The sequence below is a fragment of the Ectobacillus funiculus genome (assembly GCF_004138295.1).
Lineage (GTDB): Bacteria > Bacillota > Bacilli > Bacillales > Bacillaceae_G > Ectobacillus > Ectobacillus funiculus.
The window spans coordinates 19,923-39,972 of record NZ_SCFM01000006.1; the positions used below are offsets into that span (position 1 = coordinate 19,923).

Here is a 20,050-nt window from a genome sequence, read left to right on the forward strand (position 1 = left end):
GCATAAATCACGATCTGTTTTATTTAGCATATTCAACCGCACGCGTTTCACGGATTACCGTTACTTTAATATGTCCTGGGTAATCAAGCTCATTTTCAATGCGTTTACGAATATCACGTGCTAAGCGGTGCGCTTCAAGATCATCAATGGCATCAGGCTTAACGAGAATACGAACCTCGCGTCCAGCTTGAATAGCATATGATTTTTCCACACCTTCATAGGACTCTGAAATCTCTTCAAGCTTCTCTAGGCGGCGAATATAATTTTCCAGCGTTTCACTTCTTGCCCCTGGTCGTGCTGCAGACAATGCATCTGCTGCTGCAACGAGCACGGCAATGACAGATGTAGGTGCTGTATCACCGTGGTGAGATGCAATTGCGTTAATCACGATCGGATGCTCTTTATATTTCGTTGCAAGCTCCACGCCAATTTCAACATGGCTGCCTTCAACCTCATGGTCAATAGCTTTTCCGATATCGTGCAGCAATCCAGCCCGGCGTGCCAGCTTTTCGTCCTCACCAAGTTCAGCTGCCATAAGTCCCGCTAGATATGCAACCTCCATAGAATGCTTTAACACATTTTGACCGTAGCTCGTTCTAAATTTCAGACGACCTAAAATCTTGATTAAATCAGGATGCAATCCATGTACACCCACTTCAAACGTTGTTTGTTCACCCACTTCACGGATGTATTCATCCACCTCACGTCTCGATTTTTCAACCATCTCCTCGATACGGGCCGGATGAATGCGTCCATCTTGCACCAGCTTATCTAGCGCAATACGGGCTGTTTCACGACGAATTGGATCAAAACCTGATAAAATAACTGCTTCTGGTGTATCATCAATAATTAAATCAATACCTGTAAGCGTTTCTAGCGTACGGATATTCCGTCCTTCACGACCAATGATACGACCCTTCATTTCATCGTTTGGAAGGTTTACAACAGAAACCGTTGTTTCTGCAACATGGTCAGCTGCGCAGCGTTGAATCGCCATTGACAAAATTTCCTTCGCTCTTTTGTCAGCCTCTTCCTTCGCCCGCACTTCGCTTTCCTTAATCATAACGGCACTTTCATGCGAAAGCTCGTTTTCTACCTTTTCTAAAATAATCGCGCGCGCTTCCTCTCGCGTTAAGCTTGAGATACGCTCTAACTCGTCTTGCTGCCTTTGGACCAACTCTCCCACTTTGCTTTCCAACTCTTCAATCTGCTGTTGTCTGAGTGTTAGAGAATCCTCTTTCTTTTCAAGCAACTGCTCGCGTTTATCAAGCGATTCATCCTTGCGATCGAGGTTCTCCTCCTTTTGCATTAGACGATTTTCTTGTTTTTGCAACTCACTTCTTCGATCTCGAATCTCTAATTCCGCTTCTGTACGAAGTGTATGAATTTCATCCTTTGCTTCTAACAGCGCTTCTTTCTTCAATGCCTCTCCTTCACGCCTTGCCTCTTCGACAATTTGCTTCGCAGCATTGGTAGCACCGTTAATCTTCGCTTCCGCAATGGATTTTCGAACAAAAAATCCAACAACTGCACCGACGATAGCGGCAAGCAAAATGGAGATGAGTGCCACAACTATGCTCATAAATTCACCTCCTCTTGCTATGAATAGGAAAAGATTGCCGGCATGTACATTATCATGTCTCAATGTACAATAAATGACGTGCTGTCCTTTTTTAGGACCCTTTTCATTTTCATTAAAATTGACACCTTATAAGGTCATAGTTTAAAGCTCGGAACTAAAACACCGTCTGGCGGGTCTTGTCCGGAATTACAATCCTTCTTTTTCAAGAGAACTGTAAGGTTAGAAAAGAATATACATTCTTATTGTATCGGGCGCTATTTTCATTGTCAAGGGTTGCATCCTTTTACTTTCTTTACCTATAAACGTTTGACACGTTCTCCAGACGAAAAACCAGCTAAAAACCATACTGAAAGCAATAAAAAAAGACACATTGCTGTGCCTTTTTACCCTTTAGTCCTCTAAAAGTGAAAAATCATCATCTTCTGTTTCTGTAATCGTACGCGGTGCATCAGAATCGATGCCATAGTGCTCACGGATTTTGAATGAAATCTCATTAAGAATTTCTTTATTTTCTTTTAAGAAGGTTTTTGAATTTTCGCGTCCTTGTCCAAGGCGTTCCTCATTGTAGGAATACCAAGCTCCACTCTTTTGCACGATATCCAGTTCCGCTGCCATGTCGAGCGCTTCCCCTTCTTTGGAAATCCCTTCTCCATACATGATATCCACGTCTGCTTGACGAAACGGAGGAGCTACCTTATTTTTCACAACTTTAATTTTTGTTTTATTCCCCACAATATCATTGCCTTGCTTTAATTGCTCAGCGCGGCGCACTTCTAAACGTACTGTCGCGTAAAACTTAAGCGCGCGACCCCCAGGAGTTGTTTCAGGGTTACCGAACATTACGCCTACTTTTTCACGGATTTGGTTGATAAAAATTGTAATCGTTTTGGATTTATTGATAGCACCTGATAATTTACGAAGCGCTTGGGACATTAAACGTGCCTGCAAACCAACGTGAGCATCTCCCATGTCTCCTTCAATTTCCGCTTTCGGAACAAGGGCCGCTACAGAGTCGACAACAATAATATCAATCGCGCCGCTGCGAACCAATGCTTCTGCGATTTCTAACCCTTGCTCACCAGTGTCTGGTTGAGAAAGGAGCAGTTCATCGATATTTACTCCTAATTTTTGTGCATATACCGGATCAAGCGCATGCTCCGCATCAATAAAGGCCGCCTGTCCACCGCGCGCCTGTACTTCTGCAATCGCATGAAGTGCTACTGTTGTTTTACCCGAGCTTTCCGGTCCGTACACTTCGATGATACGACCGCGGGGAAATCCGCCGACTCCAAGTGCTACGTCCAATGCTAATGATCCACTCGGTACAGTGGAAATTTTACGCTCGGACTGCTCTCCAAGCTTCATAATGGAACCTTTCCCAAATTGCTTCTCTATTTGCTTTAACGCCATTTCTAACGCTGCTTGACGATCACTCACTAGATTTCCTCCTTTGTTCTATGACTATCTTTATTATACTTGTTTTTATTTAAAAATGCCACTAAAAATCGAACATTCATTCGTTTCTTTATTTTTCCTCTTTCTGTTACTCTGTTTTCCCTAGAGAAAAAGAAAAAGCTAGATGGACTAACCTTCTAGCTTTTTATATAAATGATACATGCCGTATCTCATCGCACGTTCTCGTATTTGCTGCCTTGTTCCCCATAGCTTGAGAGGAACTACTAACGTTTTCATACCTTTTCCCGCAATCCCGACAAACACTGTACCAGGCGGTTTCCCTTCTAGTTCCCCAGGTCCGGCCACGCCCGTAAAGCTAATCCCAATGTCCGCCTTCAACAGTTTGCTGACATTTTCAGCAAGCAAAGCTGCGGAAGCTTCACTGACCGCTCCGTCTGTTTCCAGGACGCCAGCAGGTACACCTAGCACATGCTGCTTCACTTCGTTGCTATAGCAAATAACTCCCCCGTAAAAGAAAGAGGATACGCCTGCTACTTCTGTGATTTTCTCACTGAACAGCCCACCCGTTAAGCTTTCCGCAGATGCCAGCGTCATTCCTTTTTTCTTTAGCAAGGAAACTAGCTTTCCTTGCAACGAATCTTGATCATAGCCGTAAAAGAATTCGCCTACTCTGTCTAATATCGCCCGTTCCACATTATCTATTAATCTGTTTGCTTCATCCTTTGAAGCATGCTTGGCCGTTAGACGAAGCGTCACCTCACCCTCTGCAGCAAGAGGAGCAATGGTTGGGTTCGTTTGTGTATCAATTAAATCCTGCAGTGTTTCCTCCAACTGTGATTCTCCGATACCGAAAAAGCGAAGCACACGGGAATGCAAGGTTTCCTTCGAGGTAAGGGGAAGTAAAAAAGGCTCCACATAGCTGTCATACATCGGTCTCATTTCCTTAGGCGGACCTGGTAGCAAAATATATGTCTTGTTATCTCGACGTAAGCCCATTCCCGGTGCCATACCATGATCATTCGGGAATACAACGCTACCTTCGAGTACAAGCGCCTGCTTCTTATTATTCTCTGTAAATGTACGCCCTGTTCGTGCATAGTATTCTTCAATGGATCTAAGAGCATCATCGTTATAGACAAGCGAGCTTCCTACAGCCAAGGCAATCGTTTCCTTCGTCAAATCGTCCTTTGTCGGCCCAAGACCTCCAGTAAAAATAAGAATATCAGCTCGCTGCTGTGCTGTCTCAATGGCAGAACGTAAACGATCGGCATTGTCACCGACTACTGTTTGGTAGTACATATTCATGCCAATTGCTGCTAGTTTTTGAGATAAGAACTGCGCATTCGTATTTAAAATTTGACCGAGCAAGAGCTCGGTTCCGACTGCAATAATTTCCGCATTCATCCCGATACCCCCCTATTTTGAATTTGCAAAAACAGCCTTATTTTTCACAAAATAATCCCATCCTGATAAAACGGTAAATACAACAGCAACTGCCATAGATACATCCGCAAGAGAGAATGGCAGCCATTGCAACGGAACATTATGAAGCAAATAAGCAGAAATTGCAACAACCTGCGTCCACATCTTTATTTTCCCCAACATTTTGGCTGCCGCTACCTCACCAGTTTCCGCGAGCAGCAACCGCAAGCCTGTAACAGCAAACTCTCTTGTAATGATAAGAATTGCAATCCAAGCATATATGTAATGAAGATCTACGAGTGCAACTAAGGCCGCCGATACAAGAAGCTTATCAGCGAGCGGGTCAAGGAATTTCCCTAAGTTTGTAACAAGATCGTATTTACGTGCATAGTATCCATCTACCCAATCTGTAGCAGACGCAATGATGAAGATAAGCGCCCCTACGAAATGCTGTATGGGCAAAACAACAGCCCCGATCGTATACGCCCCCCAATCAAACGGGACAAGCATCACAAGTAGAAACACCGGGATTAAAGCAATTCTTGAAACAGTAATTTTATTTGGCAAGTTCACAACTATTCCTCCATCATATGTAAAGCGGTTATTCATTGAAAAAAAGTCATCGCAATGATGACTATTGTTGAGCAGGTTGCCCTGCCTGTGATACACTCAAATTTTTAATAAGCAAAATTTGATGATAAAACTCTTTCGGATCCTGCGGATAAGCAACGGCTTGACCATTAATTTTGATGTCAGCATTTGGCGAACTTCCGATGTTCAAACGAACAGCTTCTTCGGCTGACATATCCTGCTGATGGCTTTCACCCTCATTTAACGTACCGCTGTAAAACATCTTTCCTGCACCATTCTTAATATCGATGTAGCATGGTCCTTTAGCGGTAATCTCCACAGTAAATCCTTTGTTATTACGAAGCTCCATCGTAGTAGTCTTTCCCGATGTTTGGACTGCCTTTAGTTCTTGCACAGGCTCCTGAGCCGGCTGTGTTTTTTCCGTCTTCGCTTTTTCTTCCTTAGGCTCCTCTTGCTGTTTGCCTAAAGTGGAATCCTTTGCCTCCTGTACTTGGGCGTCGGAGCTCGGCGTCACTTTTTCTGCTTGATGTTCCGACGGCTTTGCGAAAAGCTGTGCAGTAAGCCAAATCCCGACTCCAACAGCTATAACAAGCAATGCAATAAACATTTTCGGCATATGATCCATAATCTTGGAAGAAGCGTTGCGCGATACCGTTTCTCTCGGTTGTTGTGAGCGGAGCGGCACATCCTGCGTTGGTGTTACAGGCATCCTTCCGAAATGCTCCTGTGCAATCGCCTCCGGGTCGAGTCCAACAGTTTCCGCATACTGTTTAATAAAGCCACGAACGTAAAATTCCCCTGGCAGTGCGTCGTAATTTCCTTCCTCAATGCTGACCAAATAACGCTTTTGAATTTTTGTCATTTCCTGCAGTTGATCAAGAGAAAGGCCTTTTGCTTCTCTTGCTTCCCTGAGCTTTTGTCCTAGTTCTGTCACTGATAACACCTCGATATGTACCTAAAAATCAAACATGGAAAAGTTATTTTTCTTATCCAGCTCAATGTCGTCCACTAGATCGTACTTAATTTCTTCATCATCACTATTCCTTAACTCGATAATGTAATCAATATCATCCATTGTATACTCTGATTGACCTACAAAAATGTCCGGATGCTCAATTACCTTTGTGGCTGGGAGGCTCATAATTTCCCTCACGAGTTGCCAATGCCGTTCGTTTGCCCTTTTTGTAGAAACAATACCGTCTAAAATAAAAATATTGTTCTCGTTATACTCATCTTGAATAAGCTGACTGCGCACAGTTTGTTTAATGAGTGTCGAGGAGACGAAAATCCAACGCTTATTTGCACACACGCTTGAGGCTACAATGGACTCTGTTTTTCCAACACGAGGCATTCCGCGAATGCCGATTACCTTATGACCTTCCTTTTTCATCAATTCGGCCATAAAATCAACAAGCAACCCAAGCTCATCACGCACAAATCGAAATGTTTTCTTATCATCCGCATCCCTTTGGATATACCTTCCATGCCGGACAGCAAGCCGATCTCGAAGTTTTGGCTGACGATATTTCGTTACTGTTATGTTGTCCATTGTATTAAGAATTGATTCAAGCCTTGTAATCTGCTCCTGATTGTCACATCTAAGCAGCAGTCCTCGCCGGGAATTGTCCACCCCGTTAATCGTTACAATATTAATGCCCAGCATCCCTATTAAGGAAGCCACGTCACCAAGCAAACCAGGTCGATTCTTATGAATTTCATACTCGAAATACCATTCAATCATCTTCTAGCCTCCCCGCTTCCCTTACATCTACGTATTCTATATTATATGATTTTATATCAATAGGAAAGTTAAATTATGCTATCTGCCTCTTCAAATGTATACATACTTGAAAAAACTGGATCTCACACCATAAGAAAAAGAGAGGACAGCGCCTCTCTTTTTTCTTACTTATGTTGGACAATCTTAAGCATTAAGTTAGCAATTGTATGTTGCTCCTGCTCGTCTGCCACTTTCCAAAGGTCTGCTAACACGCGCTCTTCTGGATTGCGGGCTTCTACTTCGTTTGCCAAATAGTCGCCTATGCGGTATGCCATTTCATTGATAGAGTTGCCATCAAGACCTTTGCTATCTGCAGCATTTAAACGCTCTCCTAGAAAACCTTTCCATTGATCCCAATTGTCTAATACTGACATTACAATGCACCCCTTTGTAAAAGTAATAATTGGTTCACTCTTACTATGCGTCAGTTTCTTCGTTTTTATGTATCAACAATGCCATCCGCCGTTCACTCCAATAATTTGCCCTGTAATATAAGAAGCCTCCTTTGATAATAAAAAAGCTACGGTATTCGCGATTTCTTCCGGAACCCCGAGTCTGCCGAGCGGAATGTCATCCGCAAGAGCTCTTGTTTCGTCTTCTGAAAATATCCGGAGCATTTCTGTATCGATCGCACCGGGAGCAACAGCATTTACCCGAATACCGCTTAGTGCGACTTCCTTTGCTATCGCCTTCACATAGGTGTTTTGCCCTCCCTTGAGCATCGAATATAAAACCTCGCAGGATGCTCCAATCTGACCCCAAATGGAAGAAATAATCACGACACCGCCTGTGCGGCGGCGAATCATTGCAGGCAGAGCCAGGTTCACTAACTTATATACATTTGTCAGCTGCAGATGTGTCATCTGCTCTAACTCTTCATTTGTAACATCCGTCACAAGCCCAAACACACTTTTCCCAGCTGTATAGACAATTGCATCCAATTCATGCGTCACAGAACCCCACAATGCTTCTGCCCCGTCCCCGTCAGTTAAGTCTGCCTGAACGAGCGTAACCCCAATGTGCTTGGAAGCAAGCTCCTGCTGCAGCTTCCTTACAGCATTTTCATTGTGATGATAATGCAAATATAACGAATAGCCATCAGCCGCAAGTCGATGTGCAACTGCAGAACCAATGCCGCCGCTTGCTCCTGTAATCAATGCATATTTCCCCATGGTACATTCCTCCGTTTTTTGTAAAAAGGCACACTCGCCCTGTTTTGCTCCCAAGAGAGCCTATGCTCCTAAAGAAAACTCGCCGATTGGCGAGCCCTGCCCCCCGGGTGAAGACAGAGGCGTAGCCCTACTTATACTTTCTTCCTAAAATTTCTCGCTACGTCAAACGGGCTTCCAGCTAGAAATTTATACTTTCTTAAAGTGAAAAAAAAGCATCCTAAAGGAAGGATGCTTTTTTATCGCTTCGGAACCACCTGGCAAATACTCATTCGCTTCTCATTAATAAATTCCTGTGCAGCTGACTTTAAATCATCGATTGTAATTTCCTCTAGAATTGGCAAAGCATCAAACAAGCTAGAACCGTTAAACGCATAACGTGTAAATTGGTTGGCAATGAATTCCGGAGAATTCAGCGAACGCAAAACACCGCCAATCTTTTTCTTTTTCACACGGCTTAGCGTCTCTTCTGATAGCCCTTCATAATTTGTATCGAGTAAAATAGAACGCAAACGCTCCGCAAGCTCATCCGGTTGTTTCGTATCGCCCCCAACCATCGCAAATCCAAAATTGCTTTCTGCTGTGTAGTCATAGGAAAATGTATCATCAATCAAACCGTCCTGGTAAAGACGCTCATAGTTATCAGAGCTTCTTCCAAATAAATAATCCATGAGCAGCGTTGTTGCAATTTCAAATTTCAGCAGCTCGCGGCCTGTTTTCCCAGATTGCTTCGTTTTAATGCCTACTAAGCATTTGGGTGTTTGTACTGTCATTTGAATCACTGTTTTCTTTTCACTTACCTCTTCCGGCTCCTCCTCGAAGAAGCGCTCAATGCTCGGCTGATCCGTATACGGTTTATTGGCTTGATTGTCGCGTACAAGCTGCATCATTTTCTCTGGATCAATTGGACCAACAATAAACAGCAGCATATTGCTCGGATGATAAAACGTACGATAGCATTCATATAGCAAATCTTTTGTAATCTTGCTGATCGACTGAATTGTACCAGCAATATCAATCTTAACCGGATGTTTTTTATATAAACTTTCAATCAATCCAAAGTATAAGCGCCAATCTGCATTGTCTTGATACATTTGAATTTCCTGTCCGATAATCCCCTTTTCCTTTTCGACGGTTTGCTCCGTAAAATATGGATCCTGTACAAAATCGAGAAGTGTTTGTAAGTTCACTTCTACATTTGAAGTGCAGGAGAATAGATACGCTGTGCGCGTAAAGGATGTAAATGCATTGGAGGATGCCCCCTGCTTCCCAAAATCCTGAAACACATCCCGATCTTCTTTCTCAAACAGCTTATGTTCTAAAAAGTGGGCAATGCCATCTGGAACACGCAGCTTTTCATCCTTGCCAAGCGGTATAAACTCATTATCAATTGAGCCGTATTTTGTCGTAAAGGTCGCATATGTTTTATTAAAGCCGCTCTTTGGCAAGATATATACCTCAAGACCGTTCGGCTGCTTTTCATAATACAGCTGCTCTTTCAGCTGTCCATATTCAATTTTCTCCATGCTACGCCTCCTCCGATCCTTGCAATAAGTAAATCGTATCTAACTCAATTTTATTAGCAACTGCTATAATCTCATCTCGCGTTACACGATCTACATCACCAAGCCACGCTTCCATCGGACGCTTATAATCGGCAACAACATCATGATATAGTAATTCAATCAATCCGCGCGGTGTATCAAGAGTCTCTAGAATTTGATTTTTAATAACCGCTTTTGTTTGAGACAGATCCTCCTCTGTAAAATCACCATTTCGCATCGCCGTCAGTTGCTCCCCGATGATGTTCACTGCTTTTTCATAATTTTGCGCTTCAATTCCTGACATCACAAATAGGATTCCTTTGTGGCTCTCATACCGAGAAGCTGCATAATAGGCAAGACTATGCTTCTCCCGCACATTTCGGAAAAGCTTAGAATGTGCAAAACCGCCATATAAGCCATTAAATACTTGGAGTGCAAAATAATCATTATCTTTGTATGTAATATGTGTACGATAGCCAATATTCAACTTGCTTTGCTTTAAATCCTGCTTTTCCACTACCTCGCGTTCCTGCCTAGGGGCTACAGACTGAGCCGTTTGTTTCTGTTGCTGCTGCCGCACCGGGATAGAAAAATATTTTTCTACAAGTTGCAGCGCATTTTCCGTCACATCACCAACGATATATAAATCAATTTCATCCTCTAACAAAGCTTTCTTATAATATTCATACAATGACTGCGGCGTAATGGAAGACACAGCCTCCTCCTGGCCATTTGGACTAAGGCGATACGGCTCCTCCTTGCACATTTCCTCAATAAGACGTTGATTTGCGTAGCGCATTTTATCATCAAATGCTGATTCAATCCGCTGCAAAAGTGCGCGTTTTTCGCTTTCCACAATTGATGCAACAAAAGCACCATTCTCTTCTGCGGGGTGCAACAAAACATCCGCAAGCATTGCCACAGTTTTCTCCAACAAAGGAGGTGCATCTTGCAGATATGTCTCATTGGCAACATCCATATAAATTGAGATAACATGCTCTTCGCCCTTTTTATTCACATCAACAGCTAATGCAGCACCATACAAATCCTCTACATACTGGCGAATACTTTTAACAGATGGATGTTGCTTTGTTCCGCTTTGCAGAACATATGGTAAAATGGCGCGGTAGGTGACATTTTCCTCCGAAAGCGGCGCCTTCATGCGAAGCACAAGCGTATTTGTTTTATACTTAACGGTTGGAATGATATGTACAGTCAATCCTTCTAGACGGTGTATCTGCTGAGACACAACTTCCATTCTTGTTCCTCCTCTATTAAGAGATGTTCTTTTTCAATATACATTTTTTAGCAAACAGTATGCAAGTTTCTTGTACAAATGAAGCTAGTTATGTCTATTGTATGATAAAAAAGAAGATTATTTACGTTTTTGCTAAAGAAAACTCGCCGATTGGCGAGCCCTGCCTTTGGGCGAAGACAGAGGCGTAGTTGCACTTATACTTTATTCCTAAAATTTCTCACTACGTCGAATTGGCTCCTAGCTAGAAGCTTATCCCTCTTAAAGTATGATAAAAAGCCCATCCATGGGCTTTTTATCATCTCTTTCCTTTTTCATACGGTACGCCCAGAGCTTTCGGTGCTTCCGCACGTCCAACAAAGCCAACAAGGGCAAGAATTGTGAATACATAAGGCAGGATTGTTAAAATCACGCTCGGAACACCTCTTAAAAACGGGATGGTCCCACCCGTAATAGCAAGTGATTGAGCAAAACCAAAAAACAAAGCGGCACCAAGCGCACCAATGGGATGCCATTTTCCAAAAATCATTGCAGCTAATGCAAGAAAGCCCTGTCCAGTAATCGTTCCGCCAGAAAAATTGCCGGAAATTGATGTAGCAAATACTGCACCTCCGACTCCTGCAAACATCCCGGAAATACATACAGCGATATAACGCATTTTATACACATTAATTCCCATCGTATCTGCAGCCATCGGATGCTCCCCGACCGCTCGCAGACGCAAGCCAAACGGCGTCTTATAAATCATATACCATACAACAAAGGCAAGAATGATAGCAATATAGGATGTATACGGCACATCCGAGAAAAAGATTCTCCCGATAATCGGGATATCGGAAAGAATCGGGACATCCACCTTTTCAATGCGAAACTGAATAAAATCAGTTTGTCCCTTTCCAAAGATTTTCTTAATCGCAAACACTGTTAAGCCAAGAGCGAGAAAATTAATAGCAACGCCGCTCACTGTCTGATCTGCTTTTAGTGTGATGGATGCGACCCCGTGAAGCAGCGCAAACAAGCCGCTGGCAATCGCTGCAACAATCAGTGACACCCATGGCGCTGCCGTCCCCCAGGTATCGCCCATTAAAAGCGTTGTAACGATTCCGATAAACGCACCGAACAGCATTAATCCCTCCAGTGCGATATTGACAACGCCGGATCGTTCGCTAAATACCCCGCCAAGCGCAGTAAAGATGAGCGGTGTTGCTGTATAAAGCGTTCCGGAAACAATAATCCCTAATAACTCCAAGAAGCTCATCTACTTCCCCTCCTTACTCAAACGGGAAAGCAACCAACGAAGGACGTAGCTGCTTGCCACAAAGAAAATAATAAAGGCGATGATCACATTAATGAGTTCGGATGGAACGTTAGCTGTAAAGTTCATTTGCGGCGCAGCACTTTTTAATCCGCCAAATAATAAAGCTGCAAGCAAAATACCAAAGGCGTTATTACCCCCAAGTAAAGCAACAGCAATCCCGTCAAATCCAATTCCCGTAAAGGAGGACATGGCAGTCATATTCTGAAAGGTGCCCAATCCTTCCATTGCTCCGCCAATCCCAGCAAATGCCCCCGCAATCGACATTGAAAGTACAATATTCCGGGAGACCTTCATCCCAGCGTATTGCGATGCATATGTATTAAACCCCACAGCCTTCAATTCATACCCAAGAGCTGTACGATCAATCAAAAACCACATCAGGACAGCCATAATAAGCGCAACAACAATGCCCCAGTGCAAGCGTGAGCCTCCTGTTATATTCGAAAGCATAGTAGATGCTAAGGAGGCCGTTTCCTGGATGTCGTAAGATTTTTCATTTCCGGCATCTAAAAAGCGTTTGATAAAATCATACGTGAGATACAAGGCAACATAATTCAGCATAATCGTCACAATGACTTCATTCACTTTAAATTTTCCCTTTAAAAATCCCGGAATAAATCCCCAGATTCCACCCGCAATCGCCGCCCCTAAAATAGAAAGGGGAATATGAAGGACACTTGGCAAATGCAGCGCATAACCAGCCCACACAGATGCGAACCACCCTACAAGAAGCTGCCCTTCGACACCGATATTAAACAGACCTGTGCGAAATGCAAATGCAACGGATAAGCCTGCCAGCACAAGCGGAATCATCGTACGAAGGGTCTCTCCAAATGCCCGGGGTGTTCCGACCATCCCTTCCCATAATGCACCGTACCCAGCAATAGGATCATAACCGCTTACCATCATCACAATTGCGCCGACAAGCAGACCAAATACAGCTGATACAATTGGTACTAACACTCCAATCATCCGGGGCGATAATGTAATTTTAGGCATCTTCCTTCACCTTCTCTCTTTGCTTGCCGCCAGCCATTAGTAATCCAAGCTCTTGTTCATCTGTTTGCTTAGCATCTACAATATCAACAATTTGTCCCTCATAGATAACTGCAATCCGATCGCTCACATTAATAACTTCATCCAACTCTAAGGAAATAAGCAGTACTGCCTTGCCTTTATCACGCTGCTCAATGAGCTTTTTATGAATAAATTCAATGGCGCCAACATCAAGCCCCCGAGTTGGCTGCGCTGCGATTAACAATTCTGGATTACGATCCACCTCACGGGCGATAATAGCTTTTTGCTGATTTCCTCCAGACAAAGCGCGTGCAGGTGTATATTCACTCGGTGTGCGGACGTCGAATTGCTGAATCAGCATTTTTGCTTTCTCATACACCTTGTTAAAATTTAGAATGCCACCTTTTGAAAATGGCGGCTTATAGTAGGTTTGCAGCACCATATTGTCACCAATTGAAAAATCTAGTACAAGTCCGTGCTTATGACGATCCTGCGGAATATGCCCTACCCCTTCCTCTGTGATGCGGCGGGTCGGCCAATTTGTAATCTCTTTCCCGCTTAGCGTAATAGATCCTGACTCAACTTTTCGTAAGCCGGTAATGGCTTCAATCAGCTCGCTTTGGCCATTGCCTTCTATCCCGGCAATGCCCATCACTTCTCCCGCACGAACGGCTAAGTCAAGCCCCTTTACAGCAGGGAGGCCGCGGGTATCATGCACAGTCAAATTACGGATGCTAAGCACATCCTGACGAGGCTTTGCGTCTGACTTTTCTGTTTTAAAGCTCACTTGACGCCCGACCATCAACTCTGCTAATTTGTCCTCATTTGTCTCCGCAATTGTCACTGTTCCAATTCCTTTTCCTTTGCGGATAATCGTACAACGGTTGCTTACCTCCATAATTTCCTTCAGTTTATGTGTAATGAGAACAATGGATTTTCCCTCATGCACGAGACGCTTCATAATAGCGATTAGTTCATGAATTTCCTGCGGAGTTAATACTGCCGTTGGTTCATCAAAAATCAAAATTTCCGCACCACGGTATAGCGTTTTTAAAATTTCCACACGTTGCTGCATCCCAACAGAAATGTCCTCAATTTTCGCATACGGATCTACCGCCAAGCCGTATTGCTCAGACAGCTTTTTAATTTCTAGCGCAGCATCTGCAATATTAATTTTGCCACCCTTCGTCGGTTCATTTCCGAGAATGATATTTTCTGTTACAGTGAAATTATGCACAAGCATAAAATGCTGGTGCACCATGCCAATTCCTAAATCGTTTGCAACGTTTGGACTTGTAATCTTAACCGGTTTTCCTTTCACCCGAATTTCGCCTTCCTCGGGCTGATACAAGCCAAACAACACATTCATTAGTGTGGATTTTCCGGCACCATTCTCTCCTAGCAGTGCGTGAATCTCACCCTTTTTCACTTGAAGTGTAATATTGTCGTTTGCAACAATGCCTGGAAAGATTTTGGTGATGCCATTCATTTCAATTACATACTCATAGCTCATAGCAAGACCTCCTCCATTGGAAGCTCCATATAGTGTATGGTAAAGAAAACTCGCCGATTGGCGAGCCCTGCTTTTGGGCGAAGACAGAGGCGTAGTTGCCCTTATACTTTGTTCCTAAAATTTCTAACTACGTCGAATCGGCCTCCAGCTAGAAATTTATACTTTCTTAAAGTGTAAAGAAAACCCGCTGATTGGTGAGCCCTGCCCCCCGAGCGAAGACAGAGGCGTAGCCCTACTTACACTGTATTCCTAAAATTCCCCACTACGTCGAATTGACTTCTAGCTAGGAATTTATACTTTCTTACAGTGAAAATACATACGAAGGCTAGCTCTCTGAACTAACCCTCGCACTGCTTTTCTTCTCTACTTCTTTAAAGCAGCTTCATATGCCTTATATTCTTCTTCCGTAGCTGGAACCTTGATTTCACCGTTCAAAATTTTCTTCGTGAATTCCTCTACCTTTGTTTGCGCATCTTGACTGACATTATCTTTTGTAGGTGCAATGCCTACTCCCTCTTCCTTGAGGCCAAACTCAAGCGTTTTCCCACCCTCTAATTTGCCATCCTTCATTTCTTGAGCTACTTCAGCCACCGCTACATCAACGCGCTTGACCATAGAAGTTAATGTTACGTTTTCTGGCATGCCTTCTTGATGCTGATCACGGTCAACACCAATTACCCAGACCTTTGTGCCTTTTTTCGCACGATTTTTCGCCTCTGTAAATACGCCATTTCCAGTTGCGCCAGATGCATGATAAATAACATCCACACCTTGCCCATACATCGCCGATGCTAGAACAGAGCCTTTTTCCGGCTTATCGAACGCTTCCGCATACTCAGCGACAACCTCAATATTCGGATTCACTGCCTTTACTCCCGCTTTAAATCCATACTCAAACTTTTGAATGAGCGGACTTTTTGTTCCGCCGATAAAGCCGACCTTATTCGATTTTGTTGTTAGAGCCGCAACAACACCGACAAGAAAGGAACCTTCATTTTCCTTAAATGTAATGCTTGTGACATTCTTTTTGTCAATCACACTGTCAACAATCGCAAATTGGTTGTTTGGAAATTGATCTGCTACCTTTTCAACAGCTTCCTGCATTAAGTAGCCGATACCAAATGTTAGGTTATAGTTGCCTTCAGCGAATTTTGTTAGGTTTGGCTCATATTCAGAATCGCGAGTAGACTGCAAATAACGGTAGTCTTCATTCTCTTTCAAACTGTTCTTTTTACCAAACTCTGTTAATCCCTCCCAAGCGGACTGGTTAAAAGATTTATCGTCCACCCCGCCAACATCTGTAACCATGCCAACTTTAAAACCACTGGTTTTTTTCGTATCGCCAGCTTCCTTATTAGCGTTACCGCAAGCCCCTAACATAGTGCTAGCAGCCAGTGTTAAAGATAAAAGTAGCCCTGCTTTTTTCTTCATCCTCTATGTCCCTCCTAGTTGATATAAAAGAAATGGATATATATATCATGTCCCTTTCTTTCCTTCATCTTCCTAAAAAGAACAAATAAAATTACAATGGTTTCATTTTTTGTAAAACAAATAAAAGGTACAAACAGGAGAAATGCAAAATTGCGTTTCTCTCGTTTGTACCTTTTTTACACTGTAGGAAAGGATAAATTCCCAGCTGGAAGTTCATTCGACGCAGTGGGGAATTTTAGGAATACAGTATAAGTAGGGCTACGCCTCTATCTTCACCCAAGGACAGGCTTGCCAATCGGCGAGTTTTCTTTACGAACTTTTTTCTTGTACGTCCTTCACCAATACTTCGCGTGGCTTGCTTCCTTCATACGGACCAACAACTCCGTTCATTTCCATTGCGTCAATTAAACGGGCCGCACGCGTATAGCCAATCCGAAAGCGCCTTTGCAGCATAGAGACGGAAGCTGTTTGCATATCTACAACAAGTTGTACTGCCTCCTCATATAAATTATCCTCTACATCCTGCACACTCTCTGTTCCCTCTTTCGGGATCATATCCTCCTGATATTGCGCTTTTTGTTGCGATATGACATACTCCACAACTTTTTCGACTTCTTCATCAGATAAAAATGCACCTTGTACACGAATCGGTTTCGATGCCCCCACCGGAAGAAACAGCATGTCCCCGCGGCCAAGAAGCTTATCTGCTCCCCCTGTATCCAAAATGGTACGTGAATCAGTTTGCGATGAAACAGCAAAGGCGATCCTTGAGGGAATATTCGCTTTAATGACGCCCGTAATGACATCAACGGATGGACGCTGTGTTGCTAGTATTAAATGAATGCCGGCTGCACGTGCCATCTGGGCGAGACGCATAATGCTATCTTCCACATCTGAGGAAGCAACCATCATGAGATCAGCAAGCTCGTCCACAATTACAACAATATAAGGCAATGTTGGCTGCTTTGCATCCGCATGCTCATTATATTGGTTCACGTACTCATTATACCCTTCAATATTACGCGTTCCGCTATGAGCAAATAACTCGTAGCGTCTCTCCATTTCACTTACAACCTTTTTTAGTGCCTGTGATGCTTTTTTCGGATCTGTGACAACAGGTGCAAGCAGATGCGGCACACCATTATACATGTTCAGCTCTACCATTTTTGGATCGATCATCATCATTTTCACTTCATGCGGCTTTGTCCGCATCAAAATACTGATAATGATACCATTAATACAAACACTTTTTCCGCTGCCAGTTGCACCAGCAACAAGAAGATGCGGCATTTTATTAAGCCGTGCAACAACTGCCTCACCAGCAATATCACGGCCAAGACCAATCAATAGCTTCTCGTCCTGATGTTTGCTTGCTTTCCCTTCAAGAACCTCCCGCAGTGTGACCATTGCGATTTCCGAGTTTGGTACCTCGATACCAATTGCCGACTTCCCTGGAATAGGCGCCTCAATCCGTATATCCTTCGCAGCTAAAGCAAGTGCTAAATCATCACTTAAACTGACAATCTTACTAACCTTCACACCTGTCCCTGGATATACCTCATATTTTGTAACAGCCGGTCCCCTATGCACCTCTGTCACCTTAGCTTTCACACCAAAGCTTTTGAAGGTTTCTTCTAATATCTCAACATTTTCCTTTATTTTATCTGTATCATCAGCAATGCCCCGTTTGCTCGGCGATTTGAGCAAATCCAGCGACGGAATGGTATAATCCTTTGCTTCAACGTGCACAAACTGCAGGTTTGGCTCAGGAACAGCTATAACTGCTGGTTCTGCTGCGCCTTCCTCCTTCTGCGGCGTTGGAATGCCTAAATTAATCTTGATTGTCCGATTTTCCTCCTTTGGCGGTGCTGCTGGAGGCTCATCATCCTCCCCGTGCAAGGCATATGTATCATTAATAATAATAGGAGGCGTATCTTCTTCTTCATCCTCATCTGCTTGTTGCTCCATTATAGCTCTTTCATGACGCTCGCTTCTTGTTTTCGTAGCTTTCTTTTTCTCCGTTTTCTCCGCTGCTCTACTTTCCTTCCAACCTTTATAATCCTGACCAAATGCCGCTAGCTGTCCTCTGACAAGCATAAAAACCGGAGACAACACCTCGCCCAAATGCTTATTTGTAATACAAAGAAGACCAAGCACAATAAAAATCGCTCCAATAATGTAAGCTCCCATCGCATCAAATAAAAAATAACATGAGGCAAACATAAGCGCCCCGAGCATGCCTCCTCCTAGATCCTTAGAGCCAATTTCCCCTTTTGCTTCCATGAGGAACAAATCCTTCGTGTTCACAATAACAGACGGACTTGGAAGCTTTCCGTTGTTAGTTAGCATTTGAAACAATGTCACATGGCTGAACATTAAAATAGCCAGTACGATTAAATACACTCCAATCATACGTTTAGTCGCTAAATTCGGCCATTGCCGCTTTAGCACGAAATACACAGACAAACTGATTGCCCCAAGCAAGCCAATCATGTACCATTGGCCAAAGAAAAAGCGGAAAAACAAAACAAAAGCCTTTCCGATCACACCAAGCTGTAAAATTGTAATGAGAGAGAGTGCGAAAAGAGACAAACCGACAATCTCGTAGCGCATCGTTGGCCGCACTGATTGCCGTTCCTTCATTTTTTTACCTCTCTTTTGCTTTGTCATTTTTTCACCTCGAAACTTATTATACATAAAAAGCAGACACTGCTCGCCCTTGCTCCCGGCGTAAAACCCCCCGCGCACCAAACACACGGTTCGGGAAAAACTTATTCATAGAAGCTTTCCGTGTGTTCCTTGGCACACAAGGCGCTTTTTATCTTTTGTGCCGAAGGTTATTCCGGAGATCGGAGCAGGCCGTGGGAACTAGATAATTCCAAAATAAGGAATACTTTCTTAATTTGGAACGGAAGAAAGCAGCCTTGTTGGCTGCTCCATCTGTCGTTTTTCTTTATATTATACTATATATTCCTTTTAAATTCCTGCTTTTTATCATTTCCCTACAGAAGACCCCCACTTCAAGCACATAATGAGCGTAGTCCGTTGGTAAGTGGGGCGAGTTCAATGAATGATCACTTTTTGCCCGGGCTGGTATTGTAAGTAATGCTGCGGATCACTGCTCAATATTCGTACAACCTTATACTCGTTATCAGGCGTTGCCTCCACAACCAAATCGCAACCGCCGCAATTTACAAGCCTTTGCTTTGTAAATACTGTCTCATCTACTGGGTATAAGACTTCTTCCGGCAGGATTGTATATAAAATCATTGCAGCAGTCCCCCTCCTTCTTGGGGCTGCACACGGCTGTCAATCATTTCATTTAACTTGCGGAGGGCAGGACCTATTCCTCCCACCTCATCGATGAGACCGTATTTAACGGCATCAATCCCCACAACATTCGTGCCAATATCACGTGTTAAATTCCCCTTCGCAAACATAAGCTCTTTGAATCGATCTTCCGTCACCTTTGAATTCTTAGTGACAAACCGAATGACACGTTCCTGCATCTTATCCAGATATTCGAACGTTTGCGGAACGCCAATCACCAAGCCCGTTAAGCGGATTGGATGAATCGTCATTGTCGCTGTTTCTGCAATAAAGGAATAATTTGTAGAGACGGCGATCGGAACACCGATGGAGTGTCCTCCTCCCAGTACGATAGAAACAGTTGGCTTAGATAGAGAGGCAATCATTTCAGAAATGGCGAGACCTGCCTCCACGTCTCCCCCTACTGTATTTAATAAAATAAGCAATCCTTCAATTTTTGGATTTTGCTCGATGGCAACAATTTGCGGAATAACATGTTCATATTTTGTCGTTTTATTTTGAGGAGGGAGCTGTACATGTCCCTCAATTTGTCCAACAATTGTTAAGCAGTGAATGCGGGATTCATTTAGCTGCGGGACATTTGTTTGTCCAAGCTGCTGTATTTTTTCCACAATGCTATCTTTTACTTCTTCTTTTTTTTCCGTTCCTTCTTGGTTTATTATGTATTCGCGATCTGCCATAA

16 protein-coding genes and 2 pseudogenes are annotated in these 20,050 nt (G+C 43.4%); all 18 read right to left on the minus strand.

What is annotated here, in order from left to right:
* Nucleotides 1-19 precede the first annotated feature (19 nt).
* Nucleotides 20-1,582, minus strand: a complete 1,563-nt coding sequence (gene rny, locus EP737_RS04490) for a ribonuclease Y (protein ID WP_129726733.1) — start codon at nucleotides 1,580-1,582, stop codon at nucleotides 20-22.
* 390 nt (nucleotides 1,583-1,972) lie between these two features.
* Nucleotides 1,973-3,019, minus strand: coding sequence for a recombinase RecA (gene recA, locus EP737_RS04495; RefSeq protein WP_129726734.1), 1,047 nt, complete (start codon nucleotides 3,017-3,019; stop codon nucleotides 1,973-1,975).
* A gap of 147 nt (nucleotides 3,020-3,166) precedes the next feature.
* The gene (locus EP737_RS04500) at nucleotides 3,167-4,402 is read right to left on the minus strand and encodes a competence/damage-inducible protein A (RefSeq protein WP_129726735.1); all 1,236 of its coding nucleotides are present in this window, start codon (nucleotides 4,400-4,402) and stop codon (nucleotides 3,167-3,169) included.
* Nucleotides 4,403-4,414: 12 nt separating this feature from the next.
* Nucleotides 4,415-4,993, minus strand: coding sequence for a CDP-diacylglycerol--glycerol-3-phosphate 3-phosphatidyltransferase (gene pgsA, locus EP737_RS04505; RefSeq protein WP_129726736.1), 579 nt, complete (start codon nucleotides 4,991-4,993; stop codon nucleotides 4,415-4,417).
* Nucleotides 4,994-5,054: 61 nt separating this feature from the next.
* On the minus strand, nucleotides 5,055-5,954 hold the full coding sequence (locus EP737_RS04510; protein WP_205650881.1) for a helix-turn-helix domain-containing protein: 900 nt from the start codon (nucleotides 5,952-5,954) through the stop codon (nucleotides 5,055-5,057).
* A gap of 12 nt (nucleotides 5,955-5,966) precedes the next feature.
* Nucleotides 5,967-6,752 (minus strand): DUF3388 domain-containing protein, encoded by a 786-nt coding sequence (locus EP737_RS04515; RefSeq protein ID WP_129726738.1) that lies wholly within the window; start codon nucleotides 6,750-6,752, stop codon nucleotides 5,967-5,969.
* A 164-nt stretch (nucleotides 6,753-6,916) separates the two neighbouring features.
* On the minus strand, nucleotides 6,917-7,165 hold the full coding sequence (locus tag EP737_RS04520; RefSeq protein WP_129726739.1) for a DUF3243 domain-containing protein: 249 nt from the start codon (nucleotides 7,163-7,165) through the stop codon (nucleotides 6,917-6,919).
* A gap of 72 nt (nucleotides 7,166-7,237) precedes the next feature.
* A complete protein-coding gene (gene ymfI, locus EP737_RS04525) occupies nucleotides 7,238-7,963 on the minus strand; it encodes an elongation factor P 5-aminopentanone reductase (protein WP_129726740.1) in 726 nt (241 codons plus the stop codon).
* Nucleotides 7,964-8,199: 236 nt separating this feature from the next.
* On the minus strand, nucleotides 8,200-9,486 hold the full coding sequence (gene yfmH, locus EP737_RS04530) for an EF-P 5-aminopentanol modification-associated protein YfmH (protein WP_129726741.1): 1,287 nt from the start codon (nucleotides 9,484-9,486) through the stop codon (nucleotides 8,200-8,202).
* Between the two features lies 1 nt (nucleotide 9,487).
* Entirely contained in the window at nucleotides 9,488-10,762 is a 1,275-nt protein-coding gene (gene yfmF / locus EP737_RS04535) for an EF-P 5-aminopentanol modification-associated protein YfmF (RefSeq protein WP_129726742.1), read from the minus strand.
* Between the two features lie 295 nt (nucleotides 10,763-11,057).
* A complete protein-coding gene (locus EP737_RS04540; RefSeq protein WP_129726743.1) occupies nucleotides 11,058-12,017 on the minus strand; it encodes an ABC transporter permease in 960 nt (319 codons plus the stop codon).
* Nucleotides 12,018-13,076, minus strand: a complete 1,059-nt coding sequence (locus EP737_RS04545; RefSeq protein WP_129726744.1) for an ABC transporter permease — start codon at nucleotides 13,074-13,076, stop codon at nucleotides 12,018-12,020. It abuts the gene before it with no gap.
* Nucleotides 13,069-14,607 carry an ABC transporter ATP-binding protein gene (locus EP737_RS04550; protein WP_129726745.1) on the minus strand — a complete coding sequence of 513 codons (1,539 nt, stop codon included), beginning with the start codon at nucleotides 14,605-14,607 and terminating at the stop codon, nucleotides 13,069-13,071. The genes EP737_RS04545 and EP737_RS04550 overlap by 8 nt, the downstream gene beginning before the upstream one ends.
* A gap of 363 nt (nucleotides 14,608-14,970) precedes the next feature.
* The gene (locus EP737_RS04555) at nucleotides 14,971-16,038 is read right to left on the minus strand and encodes a BMP family lipoprotein (protein ID WP_129726746.1); all 1,068 of its coding nucleotides are present in this window, start codon (nucleotides 16,036-16,038) and stop codon (nucleotides 14,971-14,973) included.
* A 309-nt stretch (nucleotides 16,039-16,347) separates the two neighbouring features.
* Nucleotides 16,348-17,802, minus strand: a pseudogene (locus tag EP737_RS26830) (DNA translocase FtsK); the annotation flags it as partial.
* Nucleotides 17,803-17,949: 147 nt separating this feature from the next.
* A pseudogene (locus EP737_RS26835) lies at nucleotides 17,950-18,708 on the minus strand (cell division protein FtsK); the annotation flags it as partial.
* A gap of 393 nt (nucleotides 18,709-19,101) precedes the next feature.
* Nucleotides 19,102-19,308: a YlzJ-like family protein gene (locus tag EP737_RS04565; protein WP_129726748.1), complete on the minus strand. Its 207-nt coding sequence runs from the start codon at nucleotides 19,306-19,308 to the stop codon at nucleotides 19,102-19,104.
* Nucleotides 19,305-20,048 carry a ClpP family protease gene (locus EP737_RS04570; protein ID WP_129726749.1) on the minus strand — a complete coding sequence of 248 codons (744 nt, stop codon included), beginning with the start codon at nucleotides 20,046-20,048 and terminating at the stop codon, nucleotides 19,305-19,307. Before EP737_RS04570 ends, EP737_RS04565 begins: the two co-directional genes overlap by 4 nt.
* Nucleotides 20,049-20,050: the final 2 nt, after the last annotated feature.

Coding starts and splice junctions, on each gene's coding strand:
- EP737_RS04540 (WP_129726743.1), bottom strand. CDS start 12,017: ATGAGCTTCTTGGAGTTATTAGGGATTATTGTTTCCGGAACGCTTTAT.
- ymfI (WP_129726740.1), bottom strand. CDS start 7,963: ATGGGGAAATATGCATTGATTACAGGAGCAAGCGGCGGCATTGGTTCT.
- EP737_RS04545 (WP_129726744.1), bottom strand. CDS start 13,076: ATGCCTAAAATTACATTATCGCCCCGGATGATTGGAGTGTTAGTACCA.
- yfmF (WP_129726742.1), bottom strand. CDS start 10,762: ATGGAAGTTGTGTCTCAGCAGATACACCGTCTAGAAGGATTGACTGTA.
- yfmH (WP_129726741.1), bottom strand. CDS start 9,486: ATGGAGAAAATTGAATATGGACAGCTGAAAGAGCAGCTGTATTATGAA.
- EP737_RS04555 (WP_129726746.1), bottom strand. CDS start 16,038: ATGAAGAAAAAAGCAGGGCTACTTTTATCTTTAACACTGGCTGCTAGC.
- EP737_RS04520 (WP_129726739.1), bottom strand. CDS start 7,165: ATGTCAGTATTAGACAATTGGGATCAATGGAAAGGTTTTCTAGGAGAG.
- EP737_RS04570 (WP_129726749.1), bottom strand. CDS start 20,048: ATGGCAGATCGCGAATACATAATAAACCAAGAAGGAACGGAAAAAAAA.
- rny (WP_129726733.1), bottom strand. CDS start 1,582: ATGAGCATAGTTGTGGCACTCATCTCCATTTTGCTTGCCGCTATCGTC.
- EP737_RS04500 (WP_129726735.1), bottom strand. CDS start 4,402: ATGAATGCGGAAATTATTGCAGTCGGAACCGAGCTCTTGCTCGGTCAA.
- EP737_RS04565 (WP_129726748.1), bottom strand. CDS start 19,308: ATGATTTTATATACAATCCTGCCGGAAGAAGTCTTATACCCAGTAGAT.
- EP737_RS04515 (WP_129726738.1), bottom strand. CDS start 6,752: ATGATTGAATGGTATTTCGAGTATGAAATTCATAAGAATCGACCTGGT.
- EP737_RS04550 (WP_129726745.1), bottom strand. CDS start 14,607: ATGAGCTATGAGTATGTAATTGAAATGAATGGCATCACCAAAATCTTT.